This window comes from Cupriavidus sp. OV096, from assembly GCF_900115455.1.
GTDB lineage: Bacteria > Pseudomonadota > Gammaproteobacteria > Burkholderiales > Burkholderiaceae > Cupriavidus.
In genome coordinates this window covers 113,000-130,093 of sequence record NZ_FOWM01000005.1, presented here as the reverse complement: position 1 = coordinate 130,093, position 17,094 = coordinate 113,000, and the positions used below count along the sequence as shown (strand labels likewise).

The window sequence follows — 17,094 nt, the reverse complement described above, 5'->3', positions numbered from 1 at the left end:
CCGTCTCCTGCAGCAAACCGCTCAGCGGTTCTTGTTATCGAGATGTCTAATCGCCGCGGGCGCGGCCCGCCGTGACGCAGCGGCTCACGGCAACGGCAGTCTACGTTTGGGGCGGCCGGGCAGTATTGCTTTCTGACTTGGGCCGCGTTGCCGTTTGCTTATCGGGACGGGAAAACGGGGGTGTGGGAACCCCTGATGTTGGCGGGCGAGGTGCCAGGGGTGTGCCGGGCGCCTCAGCGCCAGACGGCGCTGGACGCCCGCAGCTGGGCGATCAGCGCGTCGGCGCCAGGCGAGAGCCGCGCCCCCATCCGCGTGGTGATGCCGATGTTCCGGGAGGTGCCCGGCATCGGCAGGTCCAGCACGCGCAGCCAGCCGGCCTCGATCTCGTAGTGCAACTGGAGCGCGGACAGCGCGGTGACCATGTCGCCACGCAGCAGCAGGCCGCGCACCAGGGCGAGGTCGCCGGTTTCCACCAGCGGCTGCGGCAGGGGGTGGCCGTGGGCGGCGAAGACGTCGTCCAGCGCCTGGCGCGAGGGCGAGCCGCCGCGCGAGACCACCCACGGGTACGGCGCCAGATCGTCGAGCGAAAGCCGCTTGCGGCTGGCCAGCGGATGCGCGGCGCGCGCAATCAGCGAGATGCGATCCTCGAACAGCACTTCGGTGGCCAGCCCCTGCGACGGGTCCGGACGCAGCGCGCCGAGGATGAAATCGATGCGGCCGCTGAGCAGGCCGGCCGTCAACTCCTCATAGGGGCTTTCCAGCGACTGGAAGCGCAGCTTCGGATGCCGCCCGTGGACCTCGGCAATGGCCATCGGCAGCAGTTGGGTCCGCCCCAGCGGCAGCGCGCCGATGGTCACCGCGCCTTCCAGCACGCCCTGCAGCGCCGCCATGTCCGCGCGGATATGGCGCAGATCGGCCAGCGCGCGCTCGAAGCGCACCACCCAGCGCGCGCCGTGGTCGGTCGGCACCATGCCGCGCGCCGTGCGCGTGAAGATCTGCTGGCCCAGCGCATCCTCGAGCCGGGCAATCGCCTGGCTCACCGCCGACTGCGACACCCCGATGGCCGCCGCCACGCTGGGCATGTGGTGCACCTCCGCCAGCAGCGCGGCCACCTCCAGGCGCCGTTCATTGTGCAGCGCTTCCAGGCTGGCCACGGGGGCGCCCTGCCGGCCCCGCATGCGCATGGCGTCGTCGCGCACCTCGCGCAGCGCGGCCTCGATATGCTGCGCCCGCACCAGCACGATCTCCCCCGCCCGCGTCAGCAGCATGCCGCGCCCCTTGCGCTCGAACAGCGCCACGCCCAGCGCCGATTCCAGCGCGGCCACGGAGCGGGCGATGGCCGACGAGGCCCGGTGCAGCGATTCCGACGAACGGCGCACGCCCCCTGCCGCCGCGACTCCGGCGAAGACGTGGAGGTGATGCAGGCTGACGGTATCGGTGGAGAGCATGGGGGCGGATCGGGGCGGAGGGCTGGGGCGGTTGGCCGGTTGGCACCCGGCGCGATAAGCAGATTAGAACAGTTGTCATGCGACATCGCAACCAAGCCCGCCGGGTGCGCGCCGATACTCGCTGCACCTTGTCGTACCCGGAAACCCGCCGCCCATGACGCACGCTTTCACCCTGGATTCGGATCTGCGCGCCGTGCCCTGCATGCTGATGCGGGGCGGCACCTCGCGCGGCCCGTTCTTCCTCGCCAGCGACCTGCCGGCCGACATCGCCGCGCGCAACCGCGCCCTGCTGGCCGCCATGGGCAGCCCCGACCCGCGCCAGATCGACGGCCTGGGCGGCGCACATCCGCTGACCAGCAAGGCCGGCATCGTCACGCGCGGCAAGCCCGGCCAGGCCGACCTCGATTTCACGTTCGCCCAGTTGCAGCCGGCCAACGACACCGTGGACACCACGCCGAACTGCGGCAACATGCTCGCGGCGGTGCTCCCGTTCGCGCTGGAGAGCGGCCTGCTGGCCGCCGAAGGCGACGTGACCCGCGCGCGTGTGCTGACGCGCAACACCGGCATGCTGTGCGACATCACCATGCAGACGCCCGGCCGCAGGCCGCGCTATGCCGGCGACGCCCATCTCGATGGTGTGCCGGGCACCGCCGCGCCCATCGTGATCGACTTCCTCGACACGGCCGGCTCGGTGTGCAGCGCGCTGCTGCCCACCGGCAACGCCATCGACACCCTCGCCATCCGCGACCCGCAGACCGGCGAGCCGCTTCGCGTGGCCGCCACGCTGATCGACAACGGCATGCCGATGGTGCTGCTGCGCGCCGCCGATCTCCAGCGCACCGCCTACGAGTCCGTTGCCGAACTGAACGCCGACAGCGCGCTCAAGGCGGTGATCGAGGCGCTGCGGCTGGTGGCCGGCGAGAGGATGGGCCTGGGGGACGTGTCGGCCAAGAGCTATCCGAAGATGTGCCTGATCGCGCCACCGCGCGACGCCGCCGCGAGCATCGCCACGCGCTGCTTTATCCCCCGCGTCTGCCACGAGGCGATTGGCGTGCTGGCCGCGATCACTGTCGGCACCGCCTGCGTGCTGCCGGGCACCGTCGCGGCGGGCGTAGCCGTGCTGCGCGGCGCCGGGCCGGTCCACACCATCAGCGTGGCGCACCCGACCGGCGAATTCACCGTAGAACTCGAGACCGACCCGGCACGCCCGGGGTCGATCGTCAGAAGCGCGCTGGTGCGTACCGCGCGTCCCATCATGCGCGGCGAGGTGCTGATTCCCGCCAGCGCGTGGCCCCTCCCCTGACTGGATTTCGGACTGGACCTGTAACGCATGATCATCGACTGCCACGGCCATTTCACCACGGCACCCAAAGCCCTCGAAGCCTGGCGCCAGCGCCAGATCGCCAGCCTGACCGCGCCGGCGCTGGCGCCCTCGCCGGACGCCCTGCACATCAGCGACGACGAACTGGCCGAGGCCATCGCCCAGAACCAGCTGCGGCTGATGCGCGAGCGCGGCTTGGACCTGACGATCTTCTCCCCGCGCGCCTCGTTCATGGCGCACCACATCGGCACCTTCGAGACCAGCGCCACCTGGGCGGCCATCTGCAACACGCTCTGTTACCGGGTCAGCCAGCTGTTTCCCGATCACTTCGTCGGCGCGGCCATGCTGCCGCAGTCGCCGGGCGTGGACATCGCCACCTGCATTCCCGAGCTGGAACGCTGCGTGCGCGACTACAACTTCGTCGGCGTGAACCTGAACCCGGATCCCTCGGGCGGCCACTGGACCTCGCCGCCGCTGTCGGACCCGTACTGGTTCCCGATCTACGAGAAGCTGGTCGAGTACGACCTGCCGGCGATGATCCACGTCAGCACGAGCTGCAACGCCTGCTTCCACACCACCGGCGCGCACTACCTCAACGCCGACACCACGGCCTTCATGCAGGTGCTGACCAGCGACCTGTTCCGGCGCTTCCCGACCCTGAAGTTCGTGATTCCGCACGGCGGCGGCGCGGTGCCCTACCACTGGGGGCGCTTCCGGGGGTTGGCGCAGGAGATGAAGCTGCCACCGCTGCGCGAGCACCTGCTCAACAACGTGTTCTTCGATACCTGCGTCTACCACCAGCCCGGCATCGACCTGCTGACGCGGGTGATGCCGGTCGAGAACGTGCTGTTTGCCTCCGAGATGATCGGCGCCGTGCGCGGCATCGATCCGGAGACCGGCCACTACTACGACGACACGCGCCGCTACATCGACCAGGCCGCGCTGACCGACGCCGAGCGCCAGCTGATCTACGAAGGCAACGCGCGGCGGGTCTACGGGCGGCTGGATGCCCAACTCAAGGCCAAAGAGCAGGCCAGGGAGCAGCGCACGGCCAGCTAGAACGATCTTTCACACGAGCCTTAAAAAAAACATAAGGGGAGAAGCATGAAACTGGGAAAACTGGGAAAACGAGGAACGGCGGCAGCGGCGCTTGCGCTGGCGGCCGGCGTGCCGGCGGTGACGAGTGCACAATCCGTCACCTTGTACGGGGTGGTCGACACCGGGGTCGAGTACATCAACCACGTCGGCGCGGCCGGCAACTCCGTCGTCAAGATGGCCAACCTGAGCGGCACGGTGCCGTCCCGCTGGGGCCTGCGCGGCACGGAGGACCTCGGCAGCGGCATGAAGGCCAACTTCGTGCTGGAGTCCGGCTTCGCGCCGGACAGCGGCACCTCCAACCAGGGCGGCCGCCTGTTCGGCCGGCAGGCGTGGGTGGGTCTCTCCAGCAACTGGGGGCAGGTCAGCTTCGGCCGCCAGTACACCATGCTGTTCTGGGCCACGCTGGACTCGGACATCCTCGGGCCGAACGCCTACGGCTCCAGCTCGCTCGACAACTATCTCCCCAATACGCGCGCCGATAATTCGATCGCCTACAAGGGCAAGTTCGGCGGCTTCACGGTGGGCGCCACTTACAGTTTCGGGCGCGATACGGTGAACGCCGGCCCGAGCCCCTCCGGCGCCAACTGCGCCGGCGAGAACGCGGCGGACAGCAAGGCGTGCCGCGAATGGTCGGCGCTGCTGATGTACGAGACCAACTGGTGGTCGGTGCACGCCGCATACGATTCCCTGCGCGGCGGCCCCGGCGCCTTTGCCGGGCTGACCTCGAGCGGACTCAAGGACGACCGCCTCTCGCTGGGCGGCTACATGCTGGTCGGCAAGGCCAAGGCCGGCCTCGGCTGGATCGGCCGCCGCAACGAGGCGCTGGCCGCCCCGCGCAGCAACCTGTTCTACGCGGGCGTGGCGTACGACATCGCACCGGCCGTCACGCTGGCGGCGGAGGGCTACTATCTCCAGTACCGCCACAGCAACGACAAGGCCTGGCTGGGCGCGCTGCGCGCCAGTTACGCGTTCTCCAAGCGCACGTCCGTCTATGCCACCGGCGGCTATATCGACAATCATGGTTCGCTGTCGCTGTCCGTCGACAGCGCGTCTACCGGGGCCAACCCGGTGGCGGGCGGCAACCAGCTCGGGGCAATGGTGGGGGTCAAGCACACATTCTGATGTGCAAGAGCGGTAGCAAATAGCAGCCACAGTGGTAGCGGCATGCGGGCCCCGCCCCCCTTGGGCGGGGTTCCGTAGCCTGGTCCCGGCCAAAGTGCAGTAAAAAGCCAATGAATACTTTGGCGGGCCGATGTGACTGTTTTCGCGGAGGGTGACGCACTGGTTGTACCTGCCGGATCGCTGGTCTAGACTGCACTCGGCGGCCTGTCAGGAGACCAACGATGCTGCCTACGCCCCTCTCGGAACGGATGCTCTCCCGCGGCATGCTCGACGTGCTGATACGGGCCGGCCTGATCGCCGTGCTCTCGGTGTTCTGCTTCCGGATCTTCTACCCCTTCCTCGACCTCGTCCTGTGGTCGGTCATCCTCGCCATCACGATCTATCCGCTACACGTCCGGCTACGCGCCCGCATGGGCAACCGCAGCGGCCGTGCGGCCACGCTCATCGTCCTGCTCTCGCTGGCGTTGATCATGGTGCCGGCCTACCTGCTCGGGATCGCGCTGCTCCAGTCAGCGGAGGAGGCCATGAACGCCGTGCGCGGCGGCAACATGCGCATTCCGCAGCCGCCGGACTTCGTGGCCGGCTGGCCGCTGATCGGTCAGCGCCTGCACGATGTCTGGATGCAGGCCGCCACCGACATGACCAGCCTGGTGCAGAAGTTCCTGCCCGAGTTGCGCGACACGAGCCTGCTGCTGCTGGGCAAGCTGGCCGGGCTGGGTGTGGCCATGCTGGTGTTCATCTTCGCGCTGATCATTGCCGGCGTGATCATGGCCTATGGCGAGACAGGACACCGCAGCTCGGAGCAGATCGCCTCGCGCATCTTCGGGCTGGACCGTGGGCCGCGCATCGCCGCGCTGTGCACCGCCACCATCCGCGCCGTGGCGCAGGGCGTGGTGGGCATCGCCTTCATCCAGATGCTGCTGATCGGCATCGGCTTCATCATGAAGGGCGTGCCGGGCGCCGGGGTGCTGGCGCTGGTGGTGCTGCTCCTGGGCATCATGCAGCTGCCGGCCACGCTGATCACCCTGCCCGTGATCGCCTACGTGCTCTACAAGGAAGGGCCGAACGTGGCGACCATTACCTTCGCGATCTACGAGTTCATTGCCGGGCTGGCCGACAACGTGCTCAAGCCACTGATGCTTGGGCGTGGCGTGGATGTGCCGATGCCCGTGGTGCTGATCGGCGCCCTGGGCGGCATGGTCACCGGAGGCGTCATCGGCCTGTTCATCGGCCCCGTGATGCTGTCCGTAGGCTATCGACTGTTCTGGCTGTGGGTAGAAGAGCCGCCCGTGGCCAGCGAGCCCGTGGCCATCGAGGTGGTGTCCGGCGCGCCCCTGCCCGGCGCACCTGGCACACCCACCGTTGCCCCCGTAGAGATCCCGCGGGCCTGACGCGGACGTGCGCGTCCATGCCCGGCCCGCTCCGCACAAGGCATCTGGTGCTGCTTGGCGTCTGTTGCCTGCACGGCTGCGCGCGGCTGGGCCCCGACATGACGCCACAGCGCGAGGACTGGACCGCGACTTGGCGCAGCGAGGCCATCGACACGGTCACGGAAACCGGCGCGCAGCCTGACCTCCGCGAGTGGTGGCAGGTCTTTGCCGACCCGGCGCTCGAACGGCTTATGGCCGAGGCCGATGCCCACAATGCCGGGCTTCAGATTGCCGGCCTGCGCGTGCTGGAGGCGCGCGCCCAGCTTGGCATCGCGCAGGCTGGCCGCTTTCCGCAGGTGCAGCAGGTGGGCGCCGACGTGCTGTACACGGACCGCCGCCAGTCCGGCGGCCGAAATCCCACCAACAGCCGCTTCTGGCAGTACAGCGCCAACTTCGATATCGGCTGGGAACTGGACTTCTGGGGACGCTTCGCGCGCGCCATCGAGTCCGCCGATGCCGCCTACTTCGCCGCGCAGGCCAATCGTGACGATGTGCTGGTCCTGCTCCACGCGCAGATGGCCGAGACCTACTACGCGCTGCGCACGGCCGAAGCGCGCCTGCGCATCGCGCGGGACAACGCGGCGCTGCAGCATCGCAGCTTCGAGATCACCGAGAAGCTGTTCCGCAGCGGCCAGACCGACGAACTGGACCTGCAGCAGGCGCGCACCCAGTACCTCGGCACCCTGAGCACCATTCCCGAATTCGAAGGCCAGATCCTGCGCACGCGCAACGCGCTGGCCGTGCTGATCGGCCGCCCGCCCGGCACGCTGCCGAACCTGCCGGAGCTGGCCGCGCACGAGGGCGAGCTGCCGCTGATCGGCCGTGCCGTGCTGCAGGACGTGCCCGCCAACCTGCTGCTGCGCCGGCCCGACGTGCGCGCCGCCGAATGGCAGATCGCCGCGCAGTCGGCGCTGATTGGCGTGGCGCTGGCGGACCTCTATCCGTCGCTGACGCTGATCGGCAGCATCGGCTGGTCCGCCAGCACGCTCGGCGGCACGCCCAACAACTTCACGCTACTGGGTGGGCCGAGCCTGCGCTGGAACGTATTCGACTACGGACGCATCCGCAACAACGTGCGGATGCAGGACGCGCGGCTCCAGCAGCTGATCGTGGCCTACCAGGAGAGCGTGCGGCAGGCCGCGCGCGAGGCCGACGACGCGGCGAGCGGGCTGATCAAGGCGTTCGAGCGGGACGTGATCCTGCGCGATGCGGCCATTTCGGCGCGGCGCTCGCTGACGCTGGCCAATGCGCTGTACCGCGAGGGCTATTCCGATTTCCAGCGCGTGCTCGACGCGCAGCGCGCGCTGTCGGCCCAGCAGGACACCTATCTGGTCAACCGCGGCAGCGCCGTGTCGAACCTGATCGCGCTGTACAAGGCGCTCGGCGGCGGCTGGCACACGGACCAGATGCTCGTGGACGCCGCCACGCGCACCCAGATGCAGCAGCGCACCGACTGGGGCGTGCTGCTCGACGAACCGCGCCGCGTACCCACCGGTGCCGCCCCATGACAGACACCACGCAGGCCCCACCCCCGCCGACCTCGCCAACCGCTCCGCCTCCGCCCGCCGATCCGGCGCGCAAGGGCATCCGCTGGGTCGTCGTGCTGATCGTGATCAGCCTGGTCTGGTACCTGCTCGCCGACCGGCTCACTCCCTACACCCAGCAGGCGCGGATCCAGGCGTTCATCGTGCCGGTGGCCTCGGAGGTGTCCGGCCGCGTCACGCGCGTGCATGTGCGCAACAACCAGGACGTGCAGGCCGGCGCCATGCTGTTCGAGGTGGACCCGGGGCAATATCGGATTGCCGTGGACCGCGCCCGTGCGGACCTGGAGGCCACGCGCCGGCAGATCGGGGCCAGCACGGCCGGCATCGAATCGGCACGCGCCTCGCTGCGCGCCGCGCAGGCGCTGGAGGTCAAGGCGCGGCAGGACAGCGACCGGCTCGAACGGCTCTATCGGGAGGACGCCGGCACCATCTCGCTGCGCCGGCTCGAAATCGCCCGTGCCGATCTGGAACAGGCCACCAGCAAGGTGGCGGCGTCCCGCGCCGAGGTGCAGCGTGCGATCGAGCAGGAAGGCGGCAGCGCGGAAGACAACGCCAAGCTGCGCAGCGCGGCGGGCGCGGTGGAGAAGGCCGAACTCGACCTGTCGAACACCCAGGTGCGCGCGCGTTCCGCCGGGCTGGTGACGGACCTGCGCACCGATACCGGCCAGTTCGCCGCCGCCGGCAACCCGGTGATGACGCTGATCACGATCCACGACATCTGGGTCACGGCCGAGATGACCGAGAACAACCTCGGCCATGTGCAGCCCGGCACGCCGGTGTCGGTGGTGCTCGACGCCCTGCCGGGGCGCATCTTCGAAGGCCGCGTGCGCAGCGTCGGCTATGGCGTCAGTGTCGGGCAACCCGCCCCGCCCGGCACCCTGCCCACGGTGCAGAACAGCCGCGACTGGCTGCGTCCGGCGCAGCGCTTCCCGGTGGTCATCGAACTGGATACGGCGGAGCTGCGTGGACTGACCGGCATCCGCATCGGCGGCCAGGCCGAAGTCATGGCCTTCCCCACGCAGGGCAATCCGCTCAATCCGCTGGGCCGCGCGTTCCTCTACGTGATGAGCTGGCTGTCCTACATCTATTGATCGCCCACGCGCCGCCATGCCTCTCGCCCGCCCACCCCGGCAGCAACGTCCCATCCGGCTGGCGTTCGGCACGGCGCTGTGCATGGCGATCAGCTTCGGGCTGGCGCTGCCCGTGCCGATGCTCGCGCCCGTGCTGTGCGCCTTCCTGCTGGCGATGGTCAACCAGCCGCTGTCCTGGAAGGCCGGCGTGGCGCTGACGCTACTGGTCATGCTGACCACCGGCGTGGGCCTGCTGCTGATTCCCCTGTTGCAGTACGCGCCGTTCAGCGGCGTGCTGGTGGTCGCGCTGGGGCTGTTCGTCACCTTCCGCTATGGCCTGCGCGGCGGGAGCAACCTCGTGGGGACCTTCCTCGCCGTCGGCCTCACCTTGATTCCCTCCGCCGGCGTATTCGAGTTCAGCCTGGCGCTGGAGGTGGTCAGCGCGCTGGCCAAGGGCATGCTGATGGCGGTGGCGGTGCTGGCGCTCTGCCACTGGCTGTTTCCGGAGGCCGGCGGCGCGGCGGCGCCCAAGCCCGCTGCGCTGCCCGAACTACAGGCCACGTGGATTGCCCTGCGCGCCGCGCTGGTGGTGATGCCCGCGTTCCTGCTGGCGCTGACCGACCCGTCTGGCTATACCCCGGTGTTGATGAAGGCCGTGAGCCTGGGTCGGCAGACCTGCACGACCACCGCGCGCGACGCCGGGCGCGAACTGCTCGGCTCCACGCTGCTCGGCGGCGTGCTGGCCATCCTGTTCTGGTGCGCGCTGAGCCTGTTCGTGCACCTGTGGATGCTCTTCCTGTGGATGCTGCTGTTCGCGCTGCTGCTGGCGCGCAAACTCTACCGGCTCAGCCCCACGCGGCTGACGCCCGGGTTCTGGCTCAACACCCTCGTGACGCTGATCATCCTGCTGGGCCAGTCGATCCAGGACAGCGCCGCCGGCAAGGACGTCTACACGGCCTTCGCCGTGCGGATGGCGCTGTTCATCGGCATCACGCTGTATGCGTGGGGGATGGTTTACTGGCTCGAACGCAGCCGCTGGGCGCAGGCCGAGGCGCACCCCTCCGCCACGCCGCCACCCGGGTAAACACGGGCGATCTGGCACCCCGGACTTGCGAGCCATTTAGTTATACTCCATAACAATTTCGGCATCGCAGATAACGGCCACCGGCGCGCCACGCCCGGACAAAAGGCCGCGGAGGAGACCATGAAGACCCCGAAGATCGCCATCGCCGGCGGCGGCATTGGCGGGCTGACGCTCGCCTTGCTCTGCCATCGGCACGGCATGGATGTGGAAGTCTGGGAAGCCAGCGAGCAGATCCGCCCGCTTGGCGTCGGCATCAACCTGCTGCCGCATGCGGTGCGGGAACTCGCCGCGGTGGGGCTGCAGGACGCGCTGGCCGAGATCGCCATCGAGACATCCTCCCTTTCCTACTACAACAAGCTCGGGCAGCAGATCTGGCACGAGCCGCGCGGCATGGCCGCTGGCTATGCCTGGCCGCAGTTCTCGGTGCATCGCGGGCAGTTCCAGATGTTGCTGTACGAGACGGCGGTGCAGCGGCTGGGCGCGGACCGGGTGCATACCGGCCATGCGATCGAATCCATCGCCTCGGTGGGCGGCGGCAAGGCGGGCGAGCGCGCGCGCTTCGTGCTGCGGCGCCGCAGCGACGGCGCCACCGTCGAGGCCGACGCCGACGTGCTGGTGGGCGCCGACGGCATCCACTCGGCCGTGCGCCGGCACTTCTATCCGACCGGCGACGCACCGCGCTTCTCCCGCCGCCTGCTCTGGCGCGCCACCACCGAGGCCGCGCCCTACCTCGATGGGCGTTCGATGTTCATGGCCGGCCATCAGGACCAGAAGTTCGTCGCCTATCCGATCTCCGCGCCGCTGCACCGGCAGGGCCGCTCGCTGATCAACTGGATTGCCGAGCTGCGCGTGCCGGACAGCTACCCGGACGAGCCGCCGCGCAGCGACTGGAACCGCGAGGTGGACAAATCCGTGTTCCGCGACGCCTTTGCCGACTGGCGCTGGGACTGGATCGACATTCCCGCGCTGATCGACGGCGCGCCGGCCATCTACGAGTTCCCGATGGTGGACAAGGACTGCCTGCCGCGCTGGACCTTCGGCGGCGTGACGCTGCTGGGTGATGCGGCGCATCCGATGTACCCGATCGGCTCCAACGGCAGCGCCCAGGCGATTGTCGATGCCCGCTACCTGACCGACTGCCTGCTCGGCCACGCCGACCTGGACTACGCGCTGCGCGAGTACGAGGCGGAACGGCTGCCGCGCACCGCCGGCATCGTGCTGCGCAACCGGATGAACGGCCCCGAGCAGGTCATGCAGATGGCCGAGGAGCGCGCGCCGCAGGGGTTTTCCCAGATCGATGCGGTGATTCCGCGCGCCGAGCTGGAGGCCATCGCCCAGCGCTACAAGAACCTGGCCGGCTTCGGCCAGCAGCAACTCCAGGCCGACGCCCCGCGCGCCTGACATCACAACAAAACAGGGAGACAACATGAAGCCGCACCCCATCCGCCTCAGCCTGAATGCCCTGCCGGCCCTGCTGCTGGCCGCCGGCCTCGCCCATGCCGAGGTCACCGTCGGCGTCAGCATTTCCTCGACCGGCCCGTCCGCCTCGCTCGGCATTCCGCAGAAGAACACCATGCCGTTCCTGCCCGAGACCATCGGCGGCGAGAAGATCCGCTACATCCTCATGGACGACGCCTCGGACCCCACGCAGGGCACCAAGGTGGCGCGGCGCTTTGTGACCGAGGACAAGGTCGACATCATCCTGGGCTCGTCGTCGGTGGCGCCGTCCATCGCCATCTCGGAAGTCGCGGACGAGAGCCAGACCGTACAGCTCGCCTTCTCGCCCATCGAACTGAAGCCCGGGCGCGGCGCGTGGACCTACCGGCTGGCCCAGCCAGTGAAGCTGATGGCCGACGCAGTGGCCGCCCGGGCGCAGGCCAATGGCGTCAAGAGCGTCGCCTTTATCGGCTTTGCCGACGCCTACGGCGAAACGTGGCTCAAGGAGTTCACCAGCGCCGCGTCGGCGAAGGGCATCCGCATCCTGGCCACCGAGCGCTACGCGCGCTCCGACACCAGCGTGACCGCCCAGGTGCTCAAGATGATGGCTGCCAAGCCTGACGCGATGCTGATTGCCGGCGCCGGCACCGGCGCGGCGCTGCCGCACACCACGCTGCGCGAGCGCGGCTACACCGGCCCGGTCTACCAGACGCACGGCGCGGCCACGCGCGACCTGATCCGCATTGGCGGCAAGGCTGTCAACGGGGCGATCCTGCCGGCGGGGCCGGTGATCGTGGCCGAGCAGCTGCCGGCGGACAGCGCGCCGCGCAAACCGGGCCTCGACTACGTCACGCGCTACGAGAAGCAGTACGGGCCGGAAACCCGCACACAGTTCGGCGCCCATCCGTATGACGCGGGGCTGGTGCTGCAGCGCATCGTGCCAGTGGCGCTCAAGCACGCCAAGCCGGGCACGCCCGAGTTCCGCAAGGCGCTGCGCGACGCCCTGGAAAGCGAGCGCGACATCGTCGTCTCCCACGGCGTACTGAACTACACGGCGCAGGACCATTTCGGCTTCGACAATCGCGGCCGAGTGATGCTGACCATCGACAACGGCAACTGGAAGCTGCTGAAATGACGCTCGCCCTGCCCACGCCGGCGCTGGAACTGGTGGCGGACTTTGAGATCGCGGTGGCACCCGCCACGGATCTCGGCGCCGGGCCGCTCGGCCAGCGCCGCGTGATCCCGATCCTGTCCGGCACGGCGTCCGGGCCGTTGCTCAATGGCCGCATCCTGCCCGGCGGCGCGGACTTCCAGCTGATCCGCCCCGGCAGCGGCGACGGCTGGACCACGGCCGACATCGAAGCGCGCTATGTGCTGGAAACCGACGACGGCGCGCGCATCTATATCGTCAACGCCGGCGTGCGCAGCGGCACGGAGGCCGATATCGCCCAGCTCAACGCGGGCGGCACGGTGGACCCGTCCCGCCTCTATTTCCGCACCGCACCACGCTTCGAGACCGCCACGCCCGCCTACCTCTGGCTGATGCGCCACACCTTCGTGGCCACTGGCGCGCGCTACCCGGACCGCGTGGTGCTGCGCTATTTCGTCGTGCGCTGACGATGACGGCAACAGGTAAGGGGTCTAGCACGCGCAAGACGCGCGAGCCGCTGGCGCCGGATCCGGCCCTCGGCGAGGGCGCAGACGGCGAGGGGCACTTCAACCCCCATCTGCCCGACGTGGACTACGGCGTGCTGGACACGCTGACCGGCTACGCCATCCGCCGCGCGCAGATCCGCATCTACGAGGATTTCGTCCGTTCGCTCGCGGCGTGGCAGATCACGCCGCCGCGTTTCTCGGCGTTGCAGATCATCGCGCGGAATCCCGGCGTGCGGCTGACGGACCTCGCGCGCATCCTCGGCATCGCCCGCTCCGGGGCGGTGATGCTGTTCGATGCGCTCGAAGCCATGCAGCTGGTCGCGCGCGAGCCTTCGCCCACGGACCGGCGTGCGTACGCGCTGGCGCTGACGGCCACGGGCCGCCAGACGCTGGCCGCCGTGACCGAGGCGGTCTGCGACCACGACGCCCGCATCGGCGCGCAGCTCTCCGAGGCAGAGCGGCAGACGCTGCTGCGCCTGCTGGACAAGCTGGCGCCGGGCGAACCCTAGCCGTCTTACGTGGCCGCGATGGCCCCGACAGCCGCCGCCAGCATCAGCATCAACGCCGCCGCGCGCTTGCGCGTGATGGCGCCGGTGACCTGGCCCCTGGCGCGCAGGCGGCGCAGCAGCCGCCCATCGAGGTTGATCCGCGCCAGCAAGCGCGTGGCCAGGCGCAGGCCGACAGGCACCTCGCGCCGGCAGATCGCCACCTTGCGTACGTACTGGTCTACCTCCCAGTACCACGTGGTATGCGCCGGAAAGTAGCCAATCGAGCCAGCCCGCAGCGTGTGGGTGCGCCCGTGGGCATCCGTCACGCGGGTCTCGCCTTCGAGGATGTAGACGATCTCGTCGAGCGCGTAGTGCCACTCGAAGGCGCCTTGTGTGCAGTCCCACACAGAGGTCCAGGCAAGTTCATCCGCCGCGGTCGAATGCTCGCTGTAGTGCGTCACGGGTTGGCCGCTGCGCACCCAGCCGGGCTGGATCTCGCAGGGCTTCATCGGGAGGGCACTGGCCTTGCTGAAGGCCCCGGTTTCGCGAATGGATGCAGGTGCCTGGTCAGCTCCGTGGGCCGCCATATGCTCGTCTTTCATCGGCAATCATTCCTGTTTGAGGTTGCTGACCGACGAAAGATAAGCCAGCGTGACACCCGCGCTCCGTGCGGGGCCGCACCATCGGTGACATTTGGAACAACAGTTTGGAACGGGGGTCCGAATCCGGCGTGCGCGGCGCCCGCCGGTGGCTTAAGGTATGCAGATGCGGACATTTTCCTACCAGCACGATCCGGCGCAGCGCGTGAGCGCGCTCGACTGGGACGCCATCACGCAAGACCTCGACGCGCAGGGCTGCGCGACCATCCCGGGCCTGCTCTCGGCCGCCGAATGCGACGCCCTGGCGGCGCGCTACGACGAAGACGCCCTGTACCGGTCGCACATCGTCATGGGCCGGCACGGCTTCGGGCGGGGCGAGTACAAGTACTTCCGCTACCCGCTGCCGCCGCTGGTCGAAGGGCTGCGCACGGCGCTCTATCCGCATCTGGTGCCCGTAGCCAACCGCTGGCACGCGGCCATGGGCATCGAACGGCAATTTCCGCCCGAGCACGCCGCCTTCCTCGACGCGTGCCACCGCGCCGGCCAGCGCCGGCCCACGCCGCTGCTGCTGGCCTATGGCGAGGGGGACTACAACTGCCTGCACCAGGACCTGTACGGCGCACGGGTGTTCCCGCTCCAGGTGGCGATCCTGCTGTCGGCGCCCGGCACCGGCTTCACCGGCGGCGAGTTCGTGATGACGGAGCAGCGCCCGCGCATGCAGTCGCGCGCGGAAGTGGTGGCGCTGGCGCAGGGCGACGCGGTGGTCTTCGCGGTCAGCCAGCGGCCCGTGCAGGGCACGCGCGGGCCCTACAGGGTGAACATGCGTCACGGCGTGAGCCGCCTGCGCTCGGGCATGCGCCACACGCTCGGCATCATCTTCCACGACGCCGAGTGACCGGCGGCGGCGCTACAATGCCCGCTTTCCCGACCCAACCGATAGCCGCCCATGCTTCCCGACGCCGAAGCCCTGCGCCTGCTCGTCACGCGCACCATGCCGTTTGGCAAGCACAAGGGCACGCTGATTGCCGACCTGCCCGGCAACTACCTGAACTGGTTCGCGCGCGAGGGCTTCCCGCCCGGCGAGATTGGCCGCCTGCTGGCGCTGATGCACGAACTCGACCACAACGGGCTGTCGGACCTGCTCAAGCCGCTGCGGGAAGGCGCCGGGCGCATCCCCCTCCCCAAGAAAAACGGGCCGCGCTAAGGCGGCCCGCTCGGGTGCATCGCCGTACGGCGATCCGTGATCAGTTGGCCGGCATCGAATCCGGCGGCAGTTGGTAGCTCCACGTCTCGCTGAGCACCTTGTCGCCGGAAACCAGCGCCTCGCGCATCTCCACCACCTTCTTCGGGTCCTTGACCTTGATCCGCAGCGTCACCCGGTAGCCCTTGGTCACCGGGTTCGGCTGCAGGATGTTCTCGATGACCTCGGCGTTGTCGCTGACGCTGAACGACGCGCGCACCGGCGCGTTCGGCGGCAGCTTGGCCAGTGCGCCGCCCTCGAAGTCGACCACGAAGCCCAGACTGCCATCCAGATGGCGGATCAGGTTGGCCTGCATGATCTCGCCCGCGCTGCGCAGCGTCTGCTTGACCCAGGCGAGGTCCTTGTCGACCATCGCGCGCTCGTCCATGGTCCAGTGCATGGTGTAGTCGGCCCTGATCGGCTGGCCCTTCGGCGGCAGCTGGTCAGGCGTCCAGAACGCGACGATGTTGTCGTTGGTCTCGTCCGGCGTGGGAATCTCCACCAGCTCGACCTTGCCGCGGCCCCAGTCGCCCTGCGGCTCGATCCACGCGCTCGGGCGCAGGTCGTAGCGGTCCTTGAGGTCCTCGTAGGCCGAGAACTCACGGCCGCGCTGCATCAGGCCAAACCCACGCGGGTTGTTCACCTGGAAGGTGCTGATCGCCAGATGCTTGGGGTTGTTCAGCGGGCGCCACAGCCATTCGCCGTCGCCGGTGTGGATGGAGAGCCCGTTCGAGTCATGCAGCGCCGGGCGGAAGTTGTTGGCGTCGCGCTGCTGGTTCGGGCCGAACAGGAACATGCTGGTCAGCGGCGCAATGCCGAGCTTGGTCACCGCGCCGCGCATGAACACGCGCGCCTGGACCTTAAGCGTTGCGTCCGTGCCCGGCATCAGCTCGAAGCGGTAGGCGCCCGTGGCGCGCTGGGAATCCATCAGCGCGAAGAACACCAGCGGCTTGCCCGGCGCCGTAGGCCGCTCGATCCAGAATTCGCGGAAGGCCGGGAACTCCTCGGCCACGGGCAGGCCGGTATCGATCGCCAGCCCGCGCGCGGAGAGCCCGTAGACCTGGCCCTTGCCGATCACGCGGAAGTAGCTCGCGCCCAGGATGCTCATCACTTCATCGAGCTTGTCTGGCCGGTTCAGCGGGTAGAGCACGCGGAAACCCGCGTAGCCGAGGTTGTTGGTCGCGGCCTTGTCGAGCTTGAGGTCGCCGAAATCGAAACGGGTGGGCGAGTAGCGGATCTCCTGCACGTTCCTGCCGACGATCTCGTTGATCTTGACCGGCGTGCTGAAGTGCATGCCCTGATGGTAGAAGCCCAGCCGGTACGGCGTGGGCTGGTCTTTCCACTCCACCGCATCCATCTTCGGCTGGATCTTGATGTAGTCGGCAAACTGCATCTTCGAGAAGGCCGGCGGCAGGTTGCTGACCGGGGCCACATAGGGCTGGTCCGCCATCGATCTGGCGCGGGTGGTCACGTCGTCGAGCGAGAAGGCGGCGGCTGGCGTGCTGGCCACGAACGCGCCCGCGAGCGCGATGGCCGGCAAGGCAAGTTGCATCTTGT

At 69.0% G+C, this 17,094-nt stretch carries 16 protein-coding genes; 13 read left to right on the top strand and 3 right to left on the bottom strand.

Annotation, left to right across the window (positions count from 1 at the left end):
• Positions 1-233: 233 nt before the first annotated feature.
• Positions 234-1,448: a LysR family transcriptional regulator gene (locus BM115_RS13550; protein WP_092294607.1), complete on the bottom strand. Its 1,215-nt coding sequence runs from the start codon at positions 1,446-1,448 to the stop codon at positions 234-236.
• A 154-nt stretch (positions 1,449-1,602) separates the two neighbouring features.
• Here BM115_RS13550 and BM115_RS13545 point away from each other — a divergent pair, with 154 nt between their 5' ends.
• The 11 genes from BM115_RS13545 (at position 1,603) to BM115_RS13495 (ending at position 13,719) form a co-directional block, all read left to right on the top strand.
• Positions 1,603-2,751 (top strand): 4-oxalomesaconate tautomerase, encoded by a 1,149-nt coding sequence (locus BM115_RS13545; RefSeq protein WP_092294606.1) that lies wholly within the window; start codon positions 1,603-1,605, stop codon positions 2,749-2,751.
• A gap of 27 nt (positions 2,752-2,778) precedes the next feature.
• Entirely contained in the window at positions 2,779-3,828 is a 1,050-nt protein-coding gene (locus BM115_RS13540) for an amidohydrolase family protein (protein ID WP_092294604.1), read from the top strand.
• 45 nt (positions 3,829-3,873) lie between these two features.
• Positions 3,874-4,989: a porin gene (locus BM115_RS13535; protein WP_092294602.1), complete on the top strand. Its 1,116-nt coding sequence runs from the start codon at positions 3,874-3,876 to the stop codon at positions 4,987-4,989.
• A gap of 221 nt (positions 4,990-5,210) precedes the next feature.
• On the top strand, positions 5,211-6,380 hold the full coding sequence (locus BM115_RS13530; protein WP_092294600.1) for an AI-2E family transporter: 1,170 nt from the start codon (positions 5,211-5,213) through the stop codon (positions 6,378-6,380).
• Between the two features lie 17 nt (positions 6,381-6,397).
• Positions 6,398-7,927, top strand: a complete 1,530-nt coding sequence (locus BM115_RS13525; protein WP_092294598.1) for an efflux transporter outer membrane subunit — start codon at positions 6,398-6,400, stop codon at positions 7,925-7,927.
• The gene (locus BM115_RS13520) at positions 7,924-9,054 is read left to right on the top strand and encodes an HlyD family secretion protein (RefSeq protein WP_092294596.1); all 1,131 of its coding nucleotides are present in this window, start codon (positions 7,924-7,926) and stop codon (positions 9,052-9,054) included. The genes BM115_RS13525 and BM115_RS13520 overlap by 4 nt, the downstream gene beginning before the upstream one ends.
• A gap of 16 nt (positions 9,055-9,070) precedes the next feature.
• Entirely contained in the window at positions 9,071-10,117 is a 1,047-nt protein-coding gene (locus tag BM115_RS13515; RefSeq protein ID WP_092294595.1) for a DUF2955 domain-containing protein, read from the top strand.
• 120 nt (positions 10,118-10,237) lie between these two features.
• Positions 10,238-11,518 (top strand): flavin-dependent oxidoreductase, encoded by a 1,281-nt coding sequence (locus BM115_RS13510; protein ID WP_092294593.1) that lies wholly within the window; start codon positions 10,238-10,240, stop codon positions 11,516-11,518.
• A 25-nt stretch (positions 11,519-11,543) separates the two neighbouring features.
• Complete coding sequence (locus BM115_RS13505) at positions 11,544-12,689, top strand: ABC transporter substrate-binding protein (protein ID WP_092294591.1); 1,146 nt, start codon at positions 11,544-11,546, stop codon at positions 12,687-12,689.
• A complete protein-coding gene (locus tag BM115_RS13500; RefSeq protein ID WP_092294589.1) occupies positions 12,686-13,171 on the top strand; it encodes a DUF3237 domain-containing protein in 486 nt (161 codons plus the stop codon). The genes BM115_RS13505 and BM115_RS13500 overlap by 4 nt, the downstream gene beginning before the upstream one ends.
• 2 nt (positions 13,172-13,173) lie before the next feature.
• A complete protein-coding gene (locus BM115_RS13495) occupies positions 13,174-13,719 on the top strand; it encodes a MarR family winged helix-turn-helix transcriptional regulator (protein WP_092294587.1) in 546 nt (181 codons plus the stop codon).
• A gap of 5 nt (positions 13,720-13,724) precedes the next feature.
• Here the strand turns inward: BM115_RS13495 and BM115_RS13490 are convergent, their stop codons facing one another.
• Positions 13,725-14,300 (bottom strand): cupin domain-containing protein, encoded by a 576-nt coding sequence (locus BM115_RS13490; RefSeq protein ID WP_255370811.1) that lies wholly within the window; start codon positions 14,298-14,300, stop codon positions 13,725-13,727.
• Between the two features lie 163 nt (positions 14,301-14,463).
• On the opposite strand from BM115_RS13490, the gene BM115_RS13485 reads away from it, so the two are divergent.
• Positions 14,464-15,192, top strand: a complete 729-nt coding sequence (locus BM115_RS13485) for a 2OG-Fe(II) oxygenase (RefSeq protein WP_092295075.1) — start codon at positions 14,464-14,466, stop codon at positions 15,190-15,192.
• Between the two features lie 51 nt (positions 15,193-15,243).
• Positions 15,244-15,501 (top strand): DUF3820 family protein, encoded by a 258-nt coding sequence (locus tag BM115_RS13480; protein ID WP_092294585.1) that lies wholly within the window; start codon positions 15,244-15,246, stop codon positions 15,499-15,501.
• Positions 15,502-15,541: 40 nt separating this feature from the next.
• On the opposite strand, the gene BM115_RS13475 is transcribed toward BM115_RS13480, so the two are convergent.
• The gene (locus tag BM115_RS13475) at positions 15,542-17,089 is read right to left on the bottom strand and encodes a glucan biosynthesis protein G (RefSeq protein WP_177219914.1); all 1,548 of its coding nucleotides are present in this window, start codon (positions 17,087-17,089) and stop codon (positions 15,542-15,544) included.
• Between the last annotated feature and the right edge of the window lie 5 nt (positions 17,090-17,094).